Below are 17756 nucleotides of genomic sequence, written 5' to 3'. Positions count from 1 at the left end.
TTACAGAGCTGGGTAATAATTCTCCCTTGCCTGACCTGCACTCCTGCATTAGGATAAAAAATAAGCACAAACCAGGGAGAATAGGTATGGCTGAGCGCAGCATTTCGGTTCAGGGCAGTGCCAATCAGAGCATTATTATTAGCGGCGATCATAATCAGGTTGGTGGGTCTGTGGAATTCCGCATTCCGCTGGTGCGCTATCATGCCCCTGCCCGGCTCCGTCGGGGCCGGCAAACTCCAGCTAGTGTGCTGGATATTCTCAGCGCGCACAACAAAGCAGTGAGCTTACAGGGCCGAGAGCGCGAGCTTTCGATGCTCCATGAATGGCTAAGTGACAACAGGGATATTTCCGTCTTTGCCATCACCGCCTCCGCAGGCAGTGGCAAAACGCGCCTGGCCATTGAGCTGTGCGAGCAGGCAGAGCAGCAAGCGGGCTGGGCGGCTGGCTTTGTACGTAGCGATGACTTAGCAGAGTTGGCACGTGCCTTTAAATTTGCCCAGGCAAACTGGTCTCACTCTTTGTTGCTGGTGGTTGATTACGCCGGGGCTAATGCGCAGGCACTAGCGCAATGGCTGGATGCCCTCTCTCAGCTCGACGACCTTGCCGACGGTATCCGGGTGCGCATCTTGCTGCTGGAGCGCGAAGCCAGTAAAGAGGCTGGCTGGTGGCGTACGTTAGCTGGCTCAGCGTTAGGCAGTGACCAGGCGCGGCTTGATTTGTTTACTCAGTACGAGCCTTATGTACTGGCCGGTCTGAGTGATATCCCAATACGGCGAGCGGTATTGTGTGCTGCACTGAATGCTGCGCAAGCGCTGGTGCCGAACCCACAAGCGAGTGCAATCCCCGAGGCTGGTGAACAACCCGACTTTGATACTGCGCTGGCCGACCCGCAATTTGGTAATCCACTGGCGCTGGTTATGGCCGGTATTCTTTGCCGAGACATGTCGCCGTGCGCGGCTTTGTCATTACATTATCTGGCTGCGGCTGAAAAACTGGCGCAGCGAGAAATCGACCGCTTTTACAAGTGTTTTGGCGAAGGGGGCGATGCGACTAAGCTGGCCCATTGCCTGTGCTTTCATTTACTGTGTGGCGGGCTCCGTATTGCCGATATGCGCCAGACGCTCAGCACTGAGCTGATCGCCATGGGCTGGCACAGTCCAAGCCTGGATAAAGATTTACTGGCGCTGCAGCAGGCGTTTCCGCCAGCGGAAGATGGAGATGAAACAGCCAGACTGTCGACCACTCAGCCCGATCTCATCGCCGAGGCCATGTGCATACAGCTTTTACAAAGTGACAGGGAACGAAGCTTAAAAGCGCCTGACATCCTGGCTAGAACACTTGAATACGGTCAGGAGCTGGCCGCCGCCACGCTGGTTCGCCTGTTGCAGGACTTTGCCTGCCCGGTTAGCCAAACAACCGCTCAGCAGGCTCAGTTGTTAAAGTGGGCAGACCAGCTGGTTGAAGATAATCAGCATAATCCTGCTCTGTTAGCATTACTCAATGATGCTATGCCACTTAGCTCTGTTGCACTGGCCGAAATAGCCTGTAAATTGGCAACAATTTTATATCAGCAAAGCCTGAGTCAGGTTGAGCAGCCCAGTGAAGATAGATTAGCTCTTTTGGCCTCGACACTGCACACGCTTTCTTTACGCCAAAGCGCTTTGGGCCAACTCGAAGGCGCCCTAATCACTGCGGTGGGAACTGTTGAGCACTTAAGAGTACTGGCTCGGGCCCGCCCCGAAGTCTTTTTATCCGGCCTGGCCACGTCACTGAATAATCTCGCTTCTCGCCAAAGTGCACTGGGCCAGCATGAAGCCGCCCACACAGCAGCGCTTGAAGCTGTTGAACTTAGGAGAAAGCTCTTTCAGGACTACCCTGATATCTATTTACCTGATCTGGCAATGTCACTGAATAATCTTGCGGGCTTCCAAAGCGAGTTGGGCCAACATGAAGCCGCCCACACAGCAGCGCTGTTATCTGTTGAACAGTACAGAACACTGGCTCAGGCTAATCCTGAGACCTTTTTACGCTACTTGGCCATGTCTCTGAATACTCTTGCTAAACAACAAGGCAAATTGAACCAACACGAAGCTGGCCTGGTCTCTGCGCTTGAAGCCGTTGAACTTGCAAGAAAGCTGGCTGAGGCTCATCCCGATTCCTTTTTGTGCGATCTGGCCACGTCATTGAATACCCTTGTTGTCTTGCAGAGCGCACTTGGCCAAGATGAAGCGGCCCTGACCACAGCAATGGAAGCTATTGAACACTACAGCGCTCTAGCTCAGGCTAGACCAGATACCTTTTTACCCGGCCTAGCGGCGTCACTGAATAACCTTGCCTCTCGCCAGAGTGCACTGGGCCAGCATGAAGCCGCCCACACAGCAGCGCTTGAAGCTGTCGAACAGTACAGAGCTCTGACTCAGGCTCACCCTGAAACCTTTTTACCTGACCTGGCCATGTCTCTGCGTACTCTTGCCAAACAACAAAGCAAACTGGACCTGCAAGAAGCTAGTCTGCTCTCCGCACTGGAAGTCGTTGAACAGTACAGAGTACTGGCTCAGGTTCGCCCTGAGACCTTTTTACCCGACCTAGCCATGTCTTTGAATACTCTTGCCAAACAACAAAGTAAGCAGAACCATTACGAAGCTGGCCTGCTCTCCGCACAGGAAGCCGTTGAACTAAGGAGAAAGCTTGCTGATTCCTGTCCCGATACCTTTTTGTCCCATCTGGCCACGTCACTGAATACCCTTGCGGTTTTGCAGAGTGAACTTGGCCAGCATGAAGCTGCTCTAACAACGGGACAGGAAGCGATTGAACACTACAGGGTATTGGTTCAGACCTGCCCCGATGTTTTTTTGCCCGATCTGGCTGCGTCGCTGAATAACCTTGCGCTCTTTCTAAGCACGCTGGGCCAGCGCGAAGCCGCTTATGGAGCAGCGTTGGAAGCCGTCGAACTCTATAAAACGTTGGCTCAGGTCCATCCCGATACTTTTCTGCCCGACCTAACCACATCACTGAAAACCCTTACACTCTTGCAATCCGAGCAGAGTCAGCGTGAACCGGGTATGGCTAGTGTCGAGGAAGCTGTTGAATACTACAGAACGTTGGCTCAGATCACACCCAGTGCCTTTTTGCCCAATCTGGCTATGTCACTGAATGGTCTTGCTAACAAACAAAGAGAGTTGGGTCAGCACGAGGCCGCCCTGACCTCGATGCAGGAAGTTGTTAAACTCTACAGGGTACTGACTCAGGCCCGTCCAGATGTCTTTAGGTCTGATCTGGCAGCATCAGTGAATAACCTCGCGCTCTTCTTAAGTACGCTGGGTCAGCGCGAAGCAGCCCTAACCACTGCGCTGGAATCCGTTGAACACTACAGAGTACTGGCGCAGACCCGCCCCGATACCTTTTTGCCTGACCTAGCCATATCACTGAATTGTCTGGCCAACAGACAATATGAGTTCGGTCAGCACGAAGCTGCCCTTACTACCTCACTGGAAGCTGTTGAGCTTTTAAGGCAGCAGAACCAGGCCCGGCCCGATGCCTTTTTGCCTGATCTGGCCATGTCACTGAATAATCTTGCTGGTCGCCAAAGCGATTTGGGCCAGCGCAAAGCTGCCCTGGCCTCCGCGCTGGAAGCCGTTGAACTAAGAAAAAAGCTGGCAGAGGCCGATCCCGATAGCTTTTTACCTGATTTGGCTATGTCATTGAATACCCTTGCTCTCTTGCAAAGCGCGCAAGGCCAGCGAGAGGCCGGTCTGACTTCCGTACAGGAATCCGTTGAACACTACAGAATACTGGCCCGGGCTTGCCCTGATGCCTTTTTACCCCACCTAGTTAGATCACTGAATAATCTTGCGAACTTTCAAAGCGAATTGGATCAGCACCAAGCTGCGGAGGCTAGTTCACATGAGGCTGTACAGCGATTTTCTCCCTACTTTATACAGTGGCCTGACACTTATCAGGCGTGGATTAGAGGGCTGCTGGGTAACTACCTTCGCCATTGCAAGGAAGCAGAACAGGAGCCGGATAGTGAGCTTATAGACCCAATTATCGAAAAACTCAATGAATTAGAACAGGAGTAATCCCCATGACAGACAGGACAATACAGGTAGGTGGCAATGTCAGTGGCGCGGTGTTAAGCACAGGCGACTATAACCAGATTGTGGCCGCCCCCAAAATCACTATGCCTGAGCCTCAGGCGGTGGATATTCAACTAGCGCTGAGTGAACTCAAGGCTGCACTGGGTGAGCTTGGCATTGCGCAGCCACGCAAACTGAATAATGCGCTGGAAGAGGCACAAGAAGAAATCGAACAGGCGCAGCCCGATAAGGCTGAGGTGGCGGAGTCGCTGGCCCGCGCGGCAAAAATAGCCAAAGAGGCCGAGAGCTTTGCCAGCCATAGTGAAAAGCTGGTCGAGCGTTTTACCCCGGTGCTGGGCTGGTTAGGCCCATATGCGACCCGAGTGGCCGAAGCACTGGGCGTGGCTATTTAATCTGTTTGCTATGGCACACAAAAAAGCCGCCCTTTCGGGCGGCGGGTGGGAATTCAACAATGTAATACAAGGAAAAAGGGAGTAAGTGTTTTATTTGCTCTCTAGCAACTTACCGGTGCCAATCTCAATCTTTCTTGGCTTTAACGCTTCCGGTACTTCGCGCTCCAGGTCAATCAATAACAGGCCATTCTCAAGCTCTGCGCCAATCACTTTGACGTGGTCGCCCAGCTGGAATTTGCGCTCAAAGTTACGCTCGGCAATGCCCTGATGAATAAATTTACGGTCGGTTTTGTTTTCTTTATTTTGCTTTTCGCCTTTAACGGTCAGCGTGTTATTTTCCGACTCAAGCGATAACTCCTGCTCCGTAAAGCCGGCCACCGCCATGGTAATTTGGTACTTGTCTTCAGCTAAAGCTTCGATGTTGTAAGGCGGATAGCTGGGTTGCTTCTCGCTGCTACGCTGCGCCGCATCCATCATAGATGCAAGGTGATCGAAACCAATGAATGAACGGTAAAGGGGTGATAAATCTACTGTACGCATAATCGTATCCTCATAAAGCGATAATTAAGCCATTTACTCTTTGCAATAAACCAGTAAATAGCGGGTTTTTAACTCTAACATTACTTAAATAAAAACTTTTAAAACAAAGTCTTATTTTGGTTCGGGACCCTTCCGGCGTCCTCACAAATCTATCTATGGCCGGGGCCAATGCTTTTCAAGCAAGTTTTTTGAAAAAAAGTTTGAATGTTTTTTATGTGGTTGATTTTGATAGCTTTTGTTTTTAATTGTTTGCTTTGGACTTTTGCTCAGGTCAGCCACCGTTTTGCTGTCGGTGGTTCCCGGCTCAAGGCCGGGATGACAGAGGAGAGGCCGGGATGACGGATATGTGGGTAAAGTTGAGTGCAAATATGAATGTTCCAAAGGTTTAATAAAGTCTAACTAAAGACATAGTTGCCCTTTAGCAAACGAGCGAGATTAAAAGGCAAAGCCGGGGTGACGAAGGCAAAGCCGGGATGACGAAGGCAAAGCCGGGATGACGGAGGCGAAGCTGGGATGACGGATATGTGGGTAAAGTTGAGTGCAAATATGAATGTTCCAAAGGTTTAATAAAGTCTAACTAAAGACATAGTTGCCCTTTAGCAAACGAGCGAGATTAAGCGAGTAACGCATAACCTAGCTAACACGACCAGTCATCCCGCACTTGATGCGGGATCTACTTGAATACACTGCCATACCAGCAGATGGACCATGAAGCATATGTCGCTTGGTAGTATATGACTCAGGCGCAGAGCCTGATAAGGTCACTAATTGGCACTGATACGACCTGATCACGCAAAAGTGCCACTCGCGCCGCGATTAAACCAGTTTTGCTTTGCCTGCCTTAACGGTAAAGCGCTTGCCAATGTGCGACTGATCATTCTTAAAGCCGACAAATGGCACATGGTGCCAGCTGGCGGTTAGTTCATCCTGAGTGATGTCCAGAGTTACAAAGCCGCGATTGGCCAGGTCGATATAACGAATATGAGGATTCTCCGGGATCAGGATTTTACCAACATCGCCCACCAACTGTTGCAAGCCCGGCACCGGGATTGATGGCGACGTGACTGACGAGGTGACGATCTCTACCGCAATGGCTCCTTCGTGGGTAAAGCGGTTGTATTCGTGCCAGTCATAGGGGTTTTTACAGATGTTTGCGGCCCACGACGAGTGTACATCACCGGTTAAGAACACAACGTTATCTATTTGGTTTTGTTCAATAAAATCTAGCAGGCGATGACGTGCTGCCGGGTAACCATCCCAGGCATCGCCATTGATGGGTTTGCCCAGCATCTGAATTTGCATCATCTGCACCTGCTGGCCCAGTAGCTTCCACTGCACGCCGTTTTGCTTGGCCTCAAACAGATTATCGTACAGCCATTGTTCCTGCTCGTAGCCCAGTAAAGTGCGTGACTCATCCAGACGTGCCGGATCTTTGATCTCAACTTGTTGATCGCGGCCGATCAAACGGGTGTCGAGCATATTCAGATCCAGCAAAGATCCAAACTGGAAGCGGCGGTAAGATCGCTCCCGGTTGTTGTCGCTGGGTTCACGGATCGGCATCCACTCATAATAAGCTTTAATTGCGGCAGCTTTACGGGTTTGCCAGTCGCCCTCGCCGTCATTGTGGTTTTCTGCCCCGCCCGACCAGGTATCGTTGGTAAATTCATGGTCGTCCCAGATACAGATCATGGGATGGCTCTGATGCAGGGTTTGCAGATCTTCGTCGGTTTTGTAGCAGGCATGGCGAACCCTGTAGTCGTCCAGCGTCACCATTTCATGAGCTGGCTGCACTTTTCTGTTCCACAAGAAGGGGTTGCGGTAAACATCTTTATTGCCGTATTCGTACAGGTAATCGCCAAGGTGTAGTACAGCATCCAGGTCGTCAATTTCCGCGATACGGGCATAAACATTAAAGTACCCATAGCTAAAGTGTGAGCAAGACGTCATGGCAAGTTTAACCTGGCTGACATCATACGCTGGCAGGGTTTTGGTGCGCCCTGTTGGCGAGATGATGGGCTTATCCAGCTCATCAATGATAAAGCGATAATAATAGCGGGTATCGGGGGCAAGCCCCGTTGCATCTACCTTAACGGTGAAGTCGCGTTGTCCATCGGTTATCTCATACCCCTCTGTCACCAGCACAGAAAACTGCGGATCCTCTGAGACCTGCCAGAGCACTTTAACACTGAGCGTGGCCATATCCACCCGCTCCTGCACCTCAGGTGGAATGGTAATGCGGGTCCATAAGATCACCCGATCATCTAACGGGTCGCCACTGGCAACGCCGTGACTAAACGGACTTTGAGAAAAGGTGCAGCCACTCAATCCCAGAGTGAGGGGAACAGTGGATAGCATCATACTGGTTTTAAAGAATTCGCGACGGGATAGGCTCATAAGTAAATACTCTAATTATCATTTTTGGGCGATATTTAAACGCGTTTATGTTAATTTTATATAGCAAAATTATTACATTGAATGCGCTTTTCTGCCAAACTAGCCGCTTTGATTTAAAACTGACGCGATAATGGCTATAACTAAGGGAATTGGGTCAGAGAATAAGCAGATGAGAGTGATTGATATCAGGTTGTATCTCAGAGTGTGGTGCTTTCTTATTTTGGGCGGGGTGTTTTTTGGGTCGCAGGCTCGTGCGCAGCAGCCGTGCGTCAGCGAAGTGAAAATTGGTGTTGTGGCAGACTGGCCGCCACTGACGGCCGTTGATGAGGCCGGTGCATATGGGCTGGATGTAGAGATTGCCCGCAAGGTGTTTGCCGAGCTGAATATCTGTCCGCGTTTTTTGCGTCTGCCCACGTCTGCCCGTAGTTTAGATCAACTGGGTAAAGGAACCGTCGATGTCTTGCTGATGGTTAGCTACGTGCAGGAACGTGCCGAGTTAGGGGTATTTTCAGCCCCCTACCGGTGGGAAAAAATGCGGCTCTTTTCTCTTCGTCAGCCACGTATGGCCATAGATTTAAAAGCGCTGTTGCGGCTGGGGTACCGGATAGGTTTAAGTATTGGCTCTTACTATGGCGAAGAGCTTAAAAACCTCGCCGAAAGTCCAAACTTTGGGCATTTGCTGGTCGGGATTTCTGGCAGCACTCAGCGCGTCGAGATGCTGGCTAAAAAGCGTGTCGACTTTATTATTGAAGACGAGATACTTGGCCGGTTTATGGCGCGAAAACTCGGCATAAAGAACGTCTATATATGGGACTATCCGGTCCATAACAATCAGGTGCACTTTCTATTGCGCAAGGGGTTGTTTGATGCGGCACAACTGACACGTTTTAATGGGGTAATAGAAAGATTGCGCCCTGATATCGACAAACTGGTAGAGCGCTACACTCACCATAATGCACCTCGCTGAACTAACTGAAACAGGCGGTAATATAATTACCGCTTTAATGTGGTCTACACTAAGGGAGCCAACGGAGCCGCAATAAAGGAAAAACAATGCGCAAACACATTCTCCCTTTGTTTGTTTTACTCTCTGGGTGTATGGGCACTGCAGACAGTGCCGCCAATAACCCGCAAGTCTACGCCGCTTATACTATGCTGGCACCCACGCAAAAAGGTGGCGTGCAAATCTATGCCAGAGCGATAGTCGATGGTGCACACATCACAGATCAGCAATGCCCACAATTGCTGCCCTCAGGTGGTGAGGCGATAAAAACCCGGGCCAGACGGTTAAATCCGGATCCAGATAATTTTCCGGTGACGGTTTGTGAGGCTGTGATCAGCCCGGATACTCAGTATCGCCTGTCTTATGGCGGCATTGAACTGGCGCCAGTTACCCTGGCACCTGAGCAAGTTCAGGTGTTTGGTGATTCGGGTTGTAAAAGCTCTGTGTGCGCAGGCGCAAGTGCAGCGCAGCCCTTTGCTCAGCTTGCGGATCTGGGAGCACAGCAAACCAAGCAGTTAATCCTGCATATGGGCGATTTCAACTACCGCGGCACCTCGGGCAGTATCAGCAAAGACATTTATGCTTATGATGCGGGAGATGGTGGCTATGGTGGCCCGTCATGTGGATTAACTGAAACCTATTACTCGCAAAATGCCAGTGGCAGTCCGAAACCTGATACCTGGCAGAGCTGGCAGGCCGACTTATTTGCACCGGCTAAGTCTTTGCTGGCCAGCGCCCCCTGGGTATTTGCCCGAGGCAATCATGAACTATGCAGCCGCGCAGGCCCAGGCTGGTTTTACTTTCTGGGACCTGGTTCAGACTTACCCGACGGTATTGCACAGCAATCTTGCCCTTATCAGGGAGAGTTCAGCCAGCCGCCCAGCGAGGCAAGCGATCATATTGTGATGATAGACCCCTATCTGCTGGAGCTGGACTCTCTGGCGCTGTGGGTGATGGATTCGGCCAATGCCTGCGATTCTCGCTCGCCACAAACTCTTACGCGCCAATATCGTGACCAGTACTCCCAGTTGCAGAACCTCGCGTCGCGGGTGAAAACCCCGTTATGGATGATGACACACAGACCGCTGTGGGGACAAAGCGGCCCGGTTGGCACGCCCTCAATCACAAACATGCTGCAAACGGCGCTCAACACTACCCTGTCACAGCAGTTACCGCCTGCGGTCAGCTTGTCCCTGTCGGGGCATATGCATATTTACCAGTCATTGGCTTTTGGTAAGGATAGCGGTCGTCCGTCTCAGTTGGTGGTGGGGAACAGTGGCGTCAGCCTGAGTTCAACCGGTGCTAACAGTGGGTTTAGTACTCAGATTGATGGTAAACGCGCGCAGGGCAATACTCAGGGAGAGTTTGGCTATATCACGATTCAGCTGGAAAAAGACAATCAATGGCAGGGGCAGTTTTACAACACCCAGGGGCAGGTTTTCCTTAAGTGTGGCAGCAAGCAGGCTGAGCAAGGTAAAGCACTTTGTCAGATTGCACGCTAAGATAACAGGTCGCTACGGGATGAATGAGTGGCGACAATCACCTTGTTTATCAGATCAACTGCCTGCTCAGGTGTGAGCGCCTTGTTTGGGCTGGTGTTTACCTCTGGTAAGCCAGCTCGGGCGCCAGGTTGAGTGAGTCCAGCTGTGCAAAATGCTGGGTGCCCTGACGCTGCACACTGGCCAGATATTAATACTGACCATGAAATTAAACCTGACTGTGACTGGATAACGCTTTCGCAATGCAGCAAGGGAGATTGTACTGGTATTCAAAGGGAATATGTTTTTTCGATGAGAAAACAGCCCTACTTTAGCGTTATTGGTGCTAAAAAATGGTTGGCTACTTAGATAAGTTCACCCATAACCAGTCATCAGCGCCGTTGAAGTGCAAAGTGTGGACCGTGTCCTGTGTTTTGAAGTTGACCATATTGACTTGTTCTGACCAGACATCTCTGAGCGCGTTATGACGCATTTGCAGGCGATTCAACACATCGGGCATGGGGGCACGCTGGGTGACCCAGAAAAACTGACCATCTATGCTACCGCTGTATAAGGTAAGAGGTATGGTTTTACCGGTTTCATCTTTCAGCTTTACAGTCGCATGCACATACTCAGCAAAGCGAGTTCTGTCTGACGCATTTTGAAATAGGTCAGCTTCTTCACCAAACAGTTTTTCAGCGGCATGCTCTGTGTCATGCAGATAAAATCGGTGCATGAGTTCGAGCTGGTCACTACCGGGGTCAATCAGCACTGTTGTCATCGCGGCCTTTATCTGGTGTGCTGTTGCGGTGTTTACCCAAATTAATACCAGTGCGGCAATCAGCCGATCCTTCATGTGGTCCCCCTTGGTTACTGTCGGGCTCTATCATATCGCGATTTGGCGCTGATTATTGTTATTTTACTGCTGACCTTGTTATCCAGATTAAAATAATCAGTATGCGGTGAGCGCATTTGTTTTTTCATTGGTTAAAGGTGTGATGTAATTGAAGGCAAGTTATGAAGGCTTTATAGGGCCTGCATTCTTGGTATGTAAAAGTGACATGACCTGTGTGTCAAAATGACAATAAATTTCCGTGCCAAGTCCCCATTTTGCAAATTTATTGTCTCTATTTTACAAATAAATTAAAAAAGCCAAATTCAATGGTTGAAATCGGAACTAAATTCCCAGTAAAATCGCGGACTTTTCAATCGGCGAGTAAAACTGGCGTTGGTTTTGCTCTGTACTAAGTACCCGTTTAGCTTAAAATGTGGTGAGCAGTATGGATTTCTACATACTAAAAAAACATGAGAAACTCGTTGCCATACCGGCGGACGAACAGAACTGTAAAGAGTATTTAGACAACGGCTATTTTTACGTTGATAAAGTGGCCGCATGTAACGAAAAATCGGCACTGAAACGATTGCATGGTAAACAAAACCGTTATCTCAGAGCACTTTGGTTACTGGTGATACCTGTCGTGATTTACGCCTGGCGTCAACTCAGCCATTAACCTCTTCGTCTAAGCAGTGTATATTAACCGTCATTAAGGTTAAGGAACGCTGCATGAAGGTTTTACACACATCCGACTGGCATCTGGGTCAACAGTTTTATGAGCACAGCCGTCACGCTGAACATCAGTTTTTTCTCGACTGGCTGTGCGACACGCTCACCTCTCATCAAATCAATGTTTTAATTGTCAGTGGCGACATCTATCACAGCGCTACGCCCTCTGCTTTGGCTGAGCAGCAACTGTATACGTTCATAAAACGTGCAAAAATGAACAACCCAGGCCTGCATATTGTGATCACGGCAGGCAATCATGATTCTGCTAACAGAATAGAAACAGCCAAGCCGTTACTGAGCCAGTTTGATACGCATGTGGTGGGTCGCTTTGATAAGCATACTCCTCAGGATGTGATTAAAACACTCGTGACCGAACAGGGCACGTTGCAGGTTGTAGCTATGCCTTTTTTGCGTAGTGCCGACCTGGACAGCCAACCTGACGACCCCCAGGCGTATCAGCAAGGTGTCGAGCGTGCTTATCATGCTGCATATCAAAGCCTGAATGAACAGCACCCGGTTCTGGCTATGGGCCATTTGCATGCGAAAGGTGGCAGCATTTCAGGTGATTCTGAGCGCAACATCACGATAGGTGGATTCGATGCTATTACCGCTGCGGTGTTTGGTGAGCGCCCAGACTATGTGGCACTGGGACATTTGCATAAAGCACAAAAAGTCGCAGGCAGTGAATCCATTCGATACTGTGGGACGCCCCTACCCATGTCATTTTCGGAGCGCAACTATCGGCATCAGGTGTTGCTGGTGGAGTTTTCCGACAATGCCCTCAGTGGTGTAAAGCCCCTTGACGTTCCTCGCCTAAAGCCGGTTCTTTTGCTCCCTGAACGTGGTGGCGCTACGTTGGATGAACTGCTTGAGTTACTGAGTGATTTGGACCTCTCTGACTATCAAGACAAGCCTGAAGCGACGCCTTACCTGAGGCTGCGACTCAATGCCAGTGACACGGATAGCCAGTTCCGCGTTAAGATTGAGCAGGCGTTGACTGATAAACGTGTCCACTTTTGTGGTATCGAGCGGATCAGTACAACACAACAATCTTCAGACATGCCTTACTTCGAAGACTTGGGTCAGGTCGAGAAACTGGAGCCTATGCGTTTACTGGAGTTGGCGTATGAGGCACAAATTGACAGCAAGCAACCGGTTCCCGATGCGTTGCAAAATTGCCTGATGCAGGTGCTGGCCAGTGTACAGGAGCAGGAAGCATGAAATTATTAGGGATCCAAGTACAGAATCTGGCATCGCTGGCTGATGCTGAAATCGATTTTACTCAACCCCCGCTCAAAGATACTGGCCTGTTTGCCATCACGGGAGACACCGGCGCAGGCAAAAGCACTCTGCTGGATGCCATTTGCCTGGCGCTCTATGGTAAGACAGCGCGCTTAAAAGCAGATGCCAAAAACAAAGTGCTACTCAATGGCGATGAGCTTAAGCTCAATGATCCGCGCAATCTATTGCGTCGTGGTTGTGTCAGTGCCCTGGCTGAAGTGACTTTTTGTGGTCAGGATGGTGAGCAATACCGTGCAAGCTGGCGTGTCAGCCGTGCTCGCAATAAGCTCAACGGGCGAGTGAAAGAGGCCGAACATCAGGTTGTACGGGTAAATGATGACACCATACTTGCCACCAAAACTACTGAAGCCAAACAACTGCTGGAGCAACTGTTAGGATTGAATTTTGAGCAGTTTTCCCGGGCAGTTTTACTTGCACAGCATGAATTTGCCGCCTTTTTGAAAGCGAACAGCGATGAGCGGGCACAGCTGCTGGAGACCCTGACCGGAACGGCCAAGTTCAGTGTGATAGGTAAGGCGATTTTTGAACATCATAAAGCCAAACAGGACGCGCTGGAGCAGCGTAAACAGGCGCTTAATCACGTAACGCTGCTCAGTGATGAGGTGCTTGCTGAGCACCAGGCTAAAGCGGCCGGGTTGACGACATCTATTGCGGATGCCAGGCAGGAAGAAAAAAACCTTGAACAAGGGATTACCTGGTATCAAACTTGTGAAAAACTGACTCAACAGTGTCATCAGGCCGAGCAGGAGCAGGTACAGTATCAGCAGCGTCTGGCGGAGCAACAGGATGACTACAATAAAGCCAGGCGTGCACAGTCGGTAGAAGTGATCGCGGACAACCGGACTCAGGCCAGAGAAATTGCCGCCCGGTTAACACAGTTGGACGCGGATATCGGTGCCTTGCAACGGCAGGATTATACCCCGCAGATCTGCTCTGCACAGAGTGCCCAGCAAGATGCTCAGACGCGACTTACACAGGCGAAACAACAATTACAGGCAGCTGCGCCTGCCCTGCATACATTGCGTGAGCTAGATCAACAGCGCGAAGCCAATAAACAGCTGCTGGCACAGAGTAATGCGGCGCTCAATGAACTGCAAGTGCAGTATGATACCTTGATACAACGCGGTGAAAAATTAAGTACGCAACTGAAGACTGACCGACAGGAAATGACGCAATTGCAGCTTCGCTGTGATTCCGAACCTGAGCTTAGCCAATTGAGTGCGCATTGGTCGCAGGCCAGCAATGCGTTGATGCACTGGCAGAGCTGTCAGCAGCAACGTCTTAAACTGGTGGCTGAACAACAGCAAACTCAGACCAATATTGATAAAGACAGAGCGGCACAGCAAGGGCTAAAACCCAAACTGGCTGAGTTAAAGCAACAACTGACAGATGTTCAGGCCAGTCTGAGTGCCACTCAGTCTGAGCTCAGCGGGCTCGATTATGAGACGTTGCAATTTCAGCGGACTCAATTATTACAGGCACAACAAAGTCAGCAACAGCGTAAAGAGCTGGAGCAGGAACAGGGTGAACACCGTGTTCATATTGACCGCTTAAGGCACCAGCATCATAGTCTGCAGCAGCAGCTCAAAGATACAGAGCAGCAGGACGAACTGACCAGACAACGCGTGTTACTGACTCAGGAGAATCTCCAACAGGTGCGCTTTCGGGCCAGTGACAGTGTAAGCAGTTTAAGAGCTCAGCTGGTTGCAGGTCAGGAGTGTATGGTGTGTGGTTCGACAGAGCACCCCTATGGTGTGGATCATATCGACAGTCACTGGCAGACACTGATAGCCGATTTTGAATCGCAATATCAGGCCGCAGAAAAGGCCCGTGAGCAGACACAGCAACGGTACCATGACTTGGTAGGCCAGGCTGAAAAATGTAATGGTCAGCTACAGGCGGCGCTTCAGCATGAAGCGCAACTCAGCAGAAAGCTCAGTCAGGTTGCAGAGATTTTAGCGCAGCTGCCAGCAGGGTTACGTGATACAGACGACCCGCAGACATATCTGGCACAGCTGGATCAAAAGTTACACACCTACAGTCAGCTTAGCAAGGTGCAGCAACAGCTATGGCAGCAACAGCAGACATGCCAGCGAGAAGTGCAGCAACAGGAAGAACAGCTGCGATTGTTGCAAAGCCAGATCGAGCGCGCCGAGCAGTCGCTGGCTTATGCGCAGAGGAGGCTGACGGACATTCAAACGGAGCAGCATGATGCCCTAGCAGAGGTAAAACAGCTATATTCAGTGTCGTTATGGTGGCAGCAGTTTGAACAAGCACCTGATGATGCCATAGCAACGCTGACTGAGCAGGTGCAACAGCGGTTGCGCCAGCAAGCATTACTTGCAGAGCTACAACAAAAAGTCAGTAACGATGAACAACAAGCGAAGCTATTAGAGCAACAGCGTGATGATAAACAAGGGCAACTCGAAAAAGCGGTGCGCTCAGGTCAGCAACTGGCTGAGCAAGGTGATGCTCTGACGCGTGAGCGTACTGCGATACAACCTCTTGAGATCAGTGCAGACAACTGGCACCAGTCATTGCTGGACGCGCAGCAAAGCGCTGAAGCGGCGCTCACTCAGGCCACACACCATGCAGCCGAGTTGCGTCAGGCACAGGAATCTCAGGCACTGACACTGGCACACAAACAACAGTCGCAACAACAGCAGTACGAAGCGTTAGAAAAAATCCAGGCACGTTATCAAACTTGGTTTACTGAGGTAAAAGCGCAATTTGAGACATTGACTGAGGACGAAGTCGAGGCACTGTTGCAATGGGATAAAACGCAGTGGCAAACCCTGTTGCACACGTATGAAGAGCTGCATAAGGCCTTTCAGAGTGCTCAAAGCAAGCATGCGCACCTGAGTGAAGAGCTTCTGCTACTGCGCGCTCACCCCGCAACTGAGCAAAGTCTGGAGCAGCTTAATGCAAGGCTGGCACAGTTGCAGCAGGAACGAGACGAAAACCAGGCAAAGTTGGTCAGCATCAATGCTGTGCTAAAACAGCACGAAGATAATAAAACGTATCTGGCCGAACAGTATGAACAGCTTCAGGCTCAGCAAGCTGAGTATGAGCACTGGCATTTGCTAAATCGCTTGCTCGGCGATGCCACGGGCAAAACCATGCGTAATCTGGCTCAGGCGCAGACGCTGCGGATCTTATTGCAGTATGCAAACCACCATCTTTGCAGCCTGAGTAATCGCTATCGCCTGACGGTGATAGGTCAGTCTCTGGAGATTGCCATTATTGACCGGGATATGGCTGATGAACAGCGCAGCGTAAACACGCTCTCTGGTGGGGAGTCGTTTTTAGTGTCACTGGCACTGGCGCTGGGCCTGGCTTCCCTGTCATCAAATCAGGTTCAGATCAATTCATTGTTTATCGATGAAGGGTTTGGCACTTTGGATCCACACACCCTCAGTGTTGCGCTGGATGCGCTCGATGCTCTGCAGTCGCAGGGGCGCAAAGTGGGTGTGATCTCCCATGTGGCCGAAATGACCGAACGCGTTGCGACGCAGATTAAAGTACAAAAACAGTCAGGCGGTTATTCGTCAGTCACCATCAGCGAACGATAAGGAGACACCATGCCCAGTTTTACAAAGGATGAAGCAACCTATTACGACAGTCGTATTGAGCGTCTGGTGCCGGGTTATCAACTGTTACATGAACTGGTTCAGGCACAATTACAGACACTGTTACCCGAGCAGGCTGAGATCCTGATTGTAGGTGCCGGAACCGGAAAAGAAGTACTGCAGCTGGCAGAGAGTAATCCGAACTGGACATTCATCGTCCAGGATGTATCTGACGATATGCTGGCCATCGCAGATCAAAATTTTACTAACTGTGGATTGTCATCGCGCGTGACCATACATTCGGGGCCGCTGATGCCGGGCCAGTATCAGGCAGATGTTGCACTGTGCCTGTTGGTGATGCATTTTGTGGCAGACGATGGTGCTAAGCTGACACTACTGGAGTCAATTCATAATAACCTAAAGTCGGGTAAACAGCTGTTACTGGCGGATCTGATGAAGCCCGAGACCCCGTTTGAGCGCGAGTCTCAGCTGAAGCACTGCCGCGCGATGGGCTTGACTCACATCGGCGAAGAACGTATGCGCCATAACCTGGAGCACGAATTTTACCCACTCGATAGGATCAGGCTGGCTGAGTTGCTGGATGAAAGCGGTTTTTCCCCCGCTCATATGTTCTTTAAAGCACTAGGGTTCAGTGGCTTAAGCTGTATCAGACAATAACTCTGGCATGCTCCGCCAGGATCAGCTCAGCCAACTTTGAGATCTTAATATTACTAAGCTGGCGATAATCCAAATACGGGCAGATCAGCAACTTATTAATGGGGTCGATGGCAAATTCCTCATCTACCCAGTGTAGAGAGTTAGTAAAAATATGATCTCTGAGCAAAGCTTTTGCATAAGTTCGCCCAGCTATGATGTGCCAGTCATAGCGATTGGCAGCCAGATCTGGCACAGAAAACAGTAAAGCCTCCTGACTCCCCTGCTGTAACAGCCGCTTATCCCGATACTTTTGCCAGCTTGGATAGTGTTTTGGTTGGTTAGTAAAATCGTGATCTGGGTGGCTGAGTTTTGCTATAAACTTGGCATACACATTGAAAACTTTGCGCCAGCCATTACCACATTGCTGGTTGATGTAGTCGATTTCCCCTGCCTGTAAGGCTATGACTTTATTTAACTTTTGAAATTCTGCGAGTTTTGGCGGGTGTTCGACATAAATGGCTAGCACGCCCTGCTCTGCGCCAAATCCGTAAGTTGGTAAATTCATGATCTCACTAAAAGGTGATTGCTATTCTCTGAGTATTATATCTGTTTTTGTACTGCTCTTTCGAGTTATCAGCTGTAAACCCCCTTTACACTGAGCTTTCGCTCTAACTTTCCTGGTTGTCTTATCTTTGACTTATAAATGACTGAAAATATTAATATTTAAGAAATGTGTCTGTAACCGGTTCGGCCCAACCTA

12 protein-coding genes are annotated in these 17756 nt (G+C 50.2%); 8 read left to right on the top strand and 4 right to left on the bottom strand.

The window, feature by feature from the left end:
- The first annotated feature begins 86 nt into the window (after positions 1-86).
- Together NH568_RS04010 and NH568_RS04005 are read left to right on the top strand one after the other, a co-directional pair.
- A complete protein-coding gene (locus NH568_RS04010) occupies positions 87-4079 on the top strand; it encodes a tetratricopeptide repeat protein (protein WP_253044694.1) in 3993 nt (1330 codons plus the stop codon).
- Positions 4080-4084: 5 nt separating this feature from the next.
- Positions 4085-4489, top strand: coding sequence for a hypothetical protein (locus NH568_RS04005; RefSeq protein WP_253044693.1), 405 nt, complete (start codon positions 4085-4087; stop codon positions 4487-4489).
- A 90-nt stretch (positions 4490-4579) separates the two neighbouring features.
- On the opposite strand, the gene NH568_RS04000 is transcribed toward NH568_RS04005, so the two are convergent.
- Together NH568_RS04000 and NH568_RS03995 are read right to left on the bottom strand one after the other, a co-directional pair.
- Positions 4580-5029 (bottom strand): Hsp20 family protein, encoded by a 450-nt coding sequence (locus NH568_RS04000; RefSeq protein ID WP_253044692.1) that lies wholly within the window; start codon positions 5027-5029, stop codon positions 4580-4582.
- Positions 5030-5845: 816 nt separating this feature from the next.
- Entirely contained in the window at positions 5846-7423 is a 1578-nt protein-coding gene (locus NH568_RS03995; protein ID WP_253044691.1) for an alkaline phosphatase D family protein, read from the bottom strand.
- 169 nt (positions 7424-7592) lie between these two features.
- On the opposite strand from NH568_RS03995, the gene NH568_RS03990 reads away from it, so the two are divergent.
- Entirely contained in the window at positions 7593-8390 is a 798-nt protein-coding gene (locus NH568_RS03990; protein ID WP_253044690.1) for a transporter substrate-binding domain-containing protein, read from the top strand.
- Positions 8391-8476: 86 nt separating this feature from the next.
- On the top strand, positions 8477-9928 hold the full coding sequence (locus NH568_RS03985; protein WP_253044689.1) for a metallophosphoesterase: 1452 nt from the start codon (positions 8477-8479) through the stop codon (positions 9926-9928).
- Positions 9929-10265: 337 nt separating this feature from the next.
- Here NH568_RS03985 and NH568_RS03980 read toward each other — a convergent pair whose 3' ends face one another.
- Positions 10266-10760 carry a DUF6702 family protein gene (locus tag NH568_RS03980; RefSeq protein WP_253044688.1) on the bottom strand — a complete coding sequence of 165 codons (495 nt, stop codon included), beginning with the start codon at positions 10758-10760 and terminating at the stop codon, positions 10266-10268.
- A 424-nt stretch (positions 10761-11184) separates the two neighbouring features.
- Here NH568_RS03980 and NH568_RS03975 point away from each other — a divergent pair, with 424 nt between their 5' ends.
- Genes NH568_RS03975 through NH568_RS03960 form a run of 4 tightly spaced genes read left to right on the top strand, consistent with a single transcriptional unit; the run spans position 11185 to position 17017 of the window.
- The gene (locus tag NH568_RS03975) at positions 11185-11415 is read left to right on the top strand and encodes a hypothetical protein (protein WP_253044687.1); all 231 of its coding nucleotides are present in this window, start codon (positions 11185-11187) and stop codon (positions 11413-11415) included.
- Positions 11416-11468: 53 nt separating this feature from the next.
- Complete coding sequence (gene sbcD, locus NH568_RS03970; protein WP_253044686.1) at positions 11469-12689, top strand: exonuclease SbcCD subunit D; 1221 nt, start codon at positions 11469-11471, stop codon at positions 12687-12689.
- Positions 12686-16342 (top strand): AAA family ATPase, encoded by a 3657-nt coding sequence (locus NH568_RS03965; RefSeq protein WP_253044685.1) that lies wholly within the window; start codon positions 12686-12688, stop codon positions 16340-16342. Before sbcD ends, NH568_RS03965 begins: the two co-directional genes overlap by 4 nt.
- A 9-nt stretch (positions 16343-16351) precedes the next feature.
- On the top strand, positions 16352-17017 hold the full coding sequence (locus NH568_RS03960) for a class I SAM-dependent methyltransferase (protein WP_253044684.1): 666 nt from the start codon (positions 16352-16354) through the stop codon (positions 17015-17017).
- Here NH568_RS03960 and NH568_RS03955 read toward each other — a convergent pair.
- Positions 17007-17561, bottom strand: a complete 555-nt coding sequence (locus NH568_RS03955; protein WP_253044683.1) for a hypothetical protein — start codon at positions 17559-17561, stop codon at positions 17007-17009. The genes NH568_RS03960 and NH568_RS03955 overlap by 11 nt on opposite strands.
- Positions 17562-17756: the final 195 nt, after the last annotated feature.

This window comes from Pseudoalteromonas sp. XMcav2-N (assembly GCF_024124545.1).
Lineage (GTDB): Bacteria > Pseudomonadota > Gammaproteobacteria > Enterobacterales > Alteromonadaceae > Pseudoalteromonas.
The sequence above is the reverse complement of the archived record's forward strand: the minus strand, read 5'-3'. Positions and strand labels throughout refer to the sequence as shown.

Excerpts from the sequence above, each read along its gene's own strand:
- NH568_RS04010 (WP_253044694.1), top strand. The coding sequence starts at position 87 with ATGGCTGAGCGCAGCATTTCGGTTCAGGGCAGTGCCAATCAGAGCATT.
- NH568_RS04005 (WP_253044693.1), top strand. The coding sequence starts at position 4,085 with ATGACAGACAGGACAATACAGGTAGGTGGCAATGTCAGTGGCGCGGTG.
- NH568_RS04000 (WP_253044692.1), bottom strand. The coding sequence starts at position 5,029 with ATGCGTACAGTAGATTTATCACCCCTTTACCGTTCATTCATTGGTTTC.
- NH568_RS03995 (WP_253044691.1), bottom strand. The coding sequence starts at position 7,423 with ATGAGCCTATCCCGTCGCGAATTCTTTAAAACCAGTATGATGCTATCC.
- NH568_RS03990 (WP_253044690.1), top strand. The coding sequence starts at position 7,593 with ATGAGAGTGATTGATATCAGGTTGTATCTCAGAGTGTGGTGCTTTCTT.
- NH568_RS03985 (WP_253044689.1), top strand. The coding sequence starts at position 8,477 with ATGCGCAAACACATTCTCCCTTTGTTTGTTTTACTCTCTGGGTGTATG.
- NH568_RS03980 (WP_253044688.1), bottom strand. The coding sequence starts at position 10,760 with ATGAAGGATCGGCTGATTGCCGCACTGGTATTAATTTGGGTAAACACC.
- NH568_RS03975 (WP_253044687.1), top strand. The coding sequence starts at position 11,185 with ATGGATTTCTACATACTAAAAAAACATGAGAAACTCGTTGCCATACCG.
- sbcD (WP_253044686.1), top strand. The coding sequence starts at position 11,469 with ATGAAGGTTTTACACACATCCGACTGGCATCTGGGTCAACAGTTTTAT.
- NH568_RS03965 (WP_253044685.1), top strand. The coding sequence starts at position 12,686 with ATGAAATTATTAGGGATCCAAGTACAGAATCTGGCATCGCTGGCTGAT.
- NH568_RS03960 (WP_253044684.1), top strand. The coding sequence starts at position 16,352 with ATGCCCAGTTTTACAAAGGATGAAGCAACCTATTACGACAGTCGTATT.
- NH568_RS03955 (WP_253044683.1), bottom strand. The coding sequence starts at position 17,561 with ATGAATTTACCAACTTACGGATTTGGCGCAGAGCAGGGCGTGCTAGCC.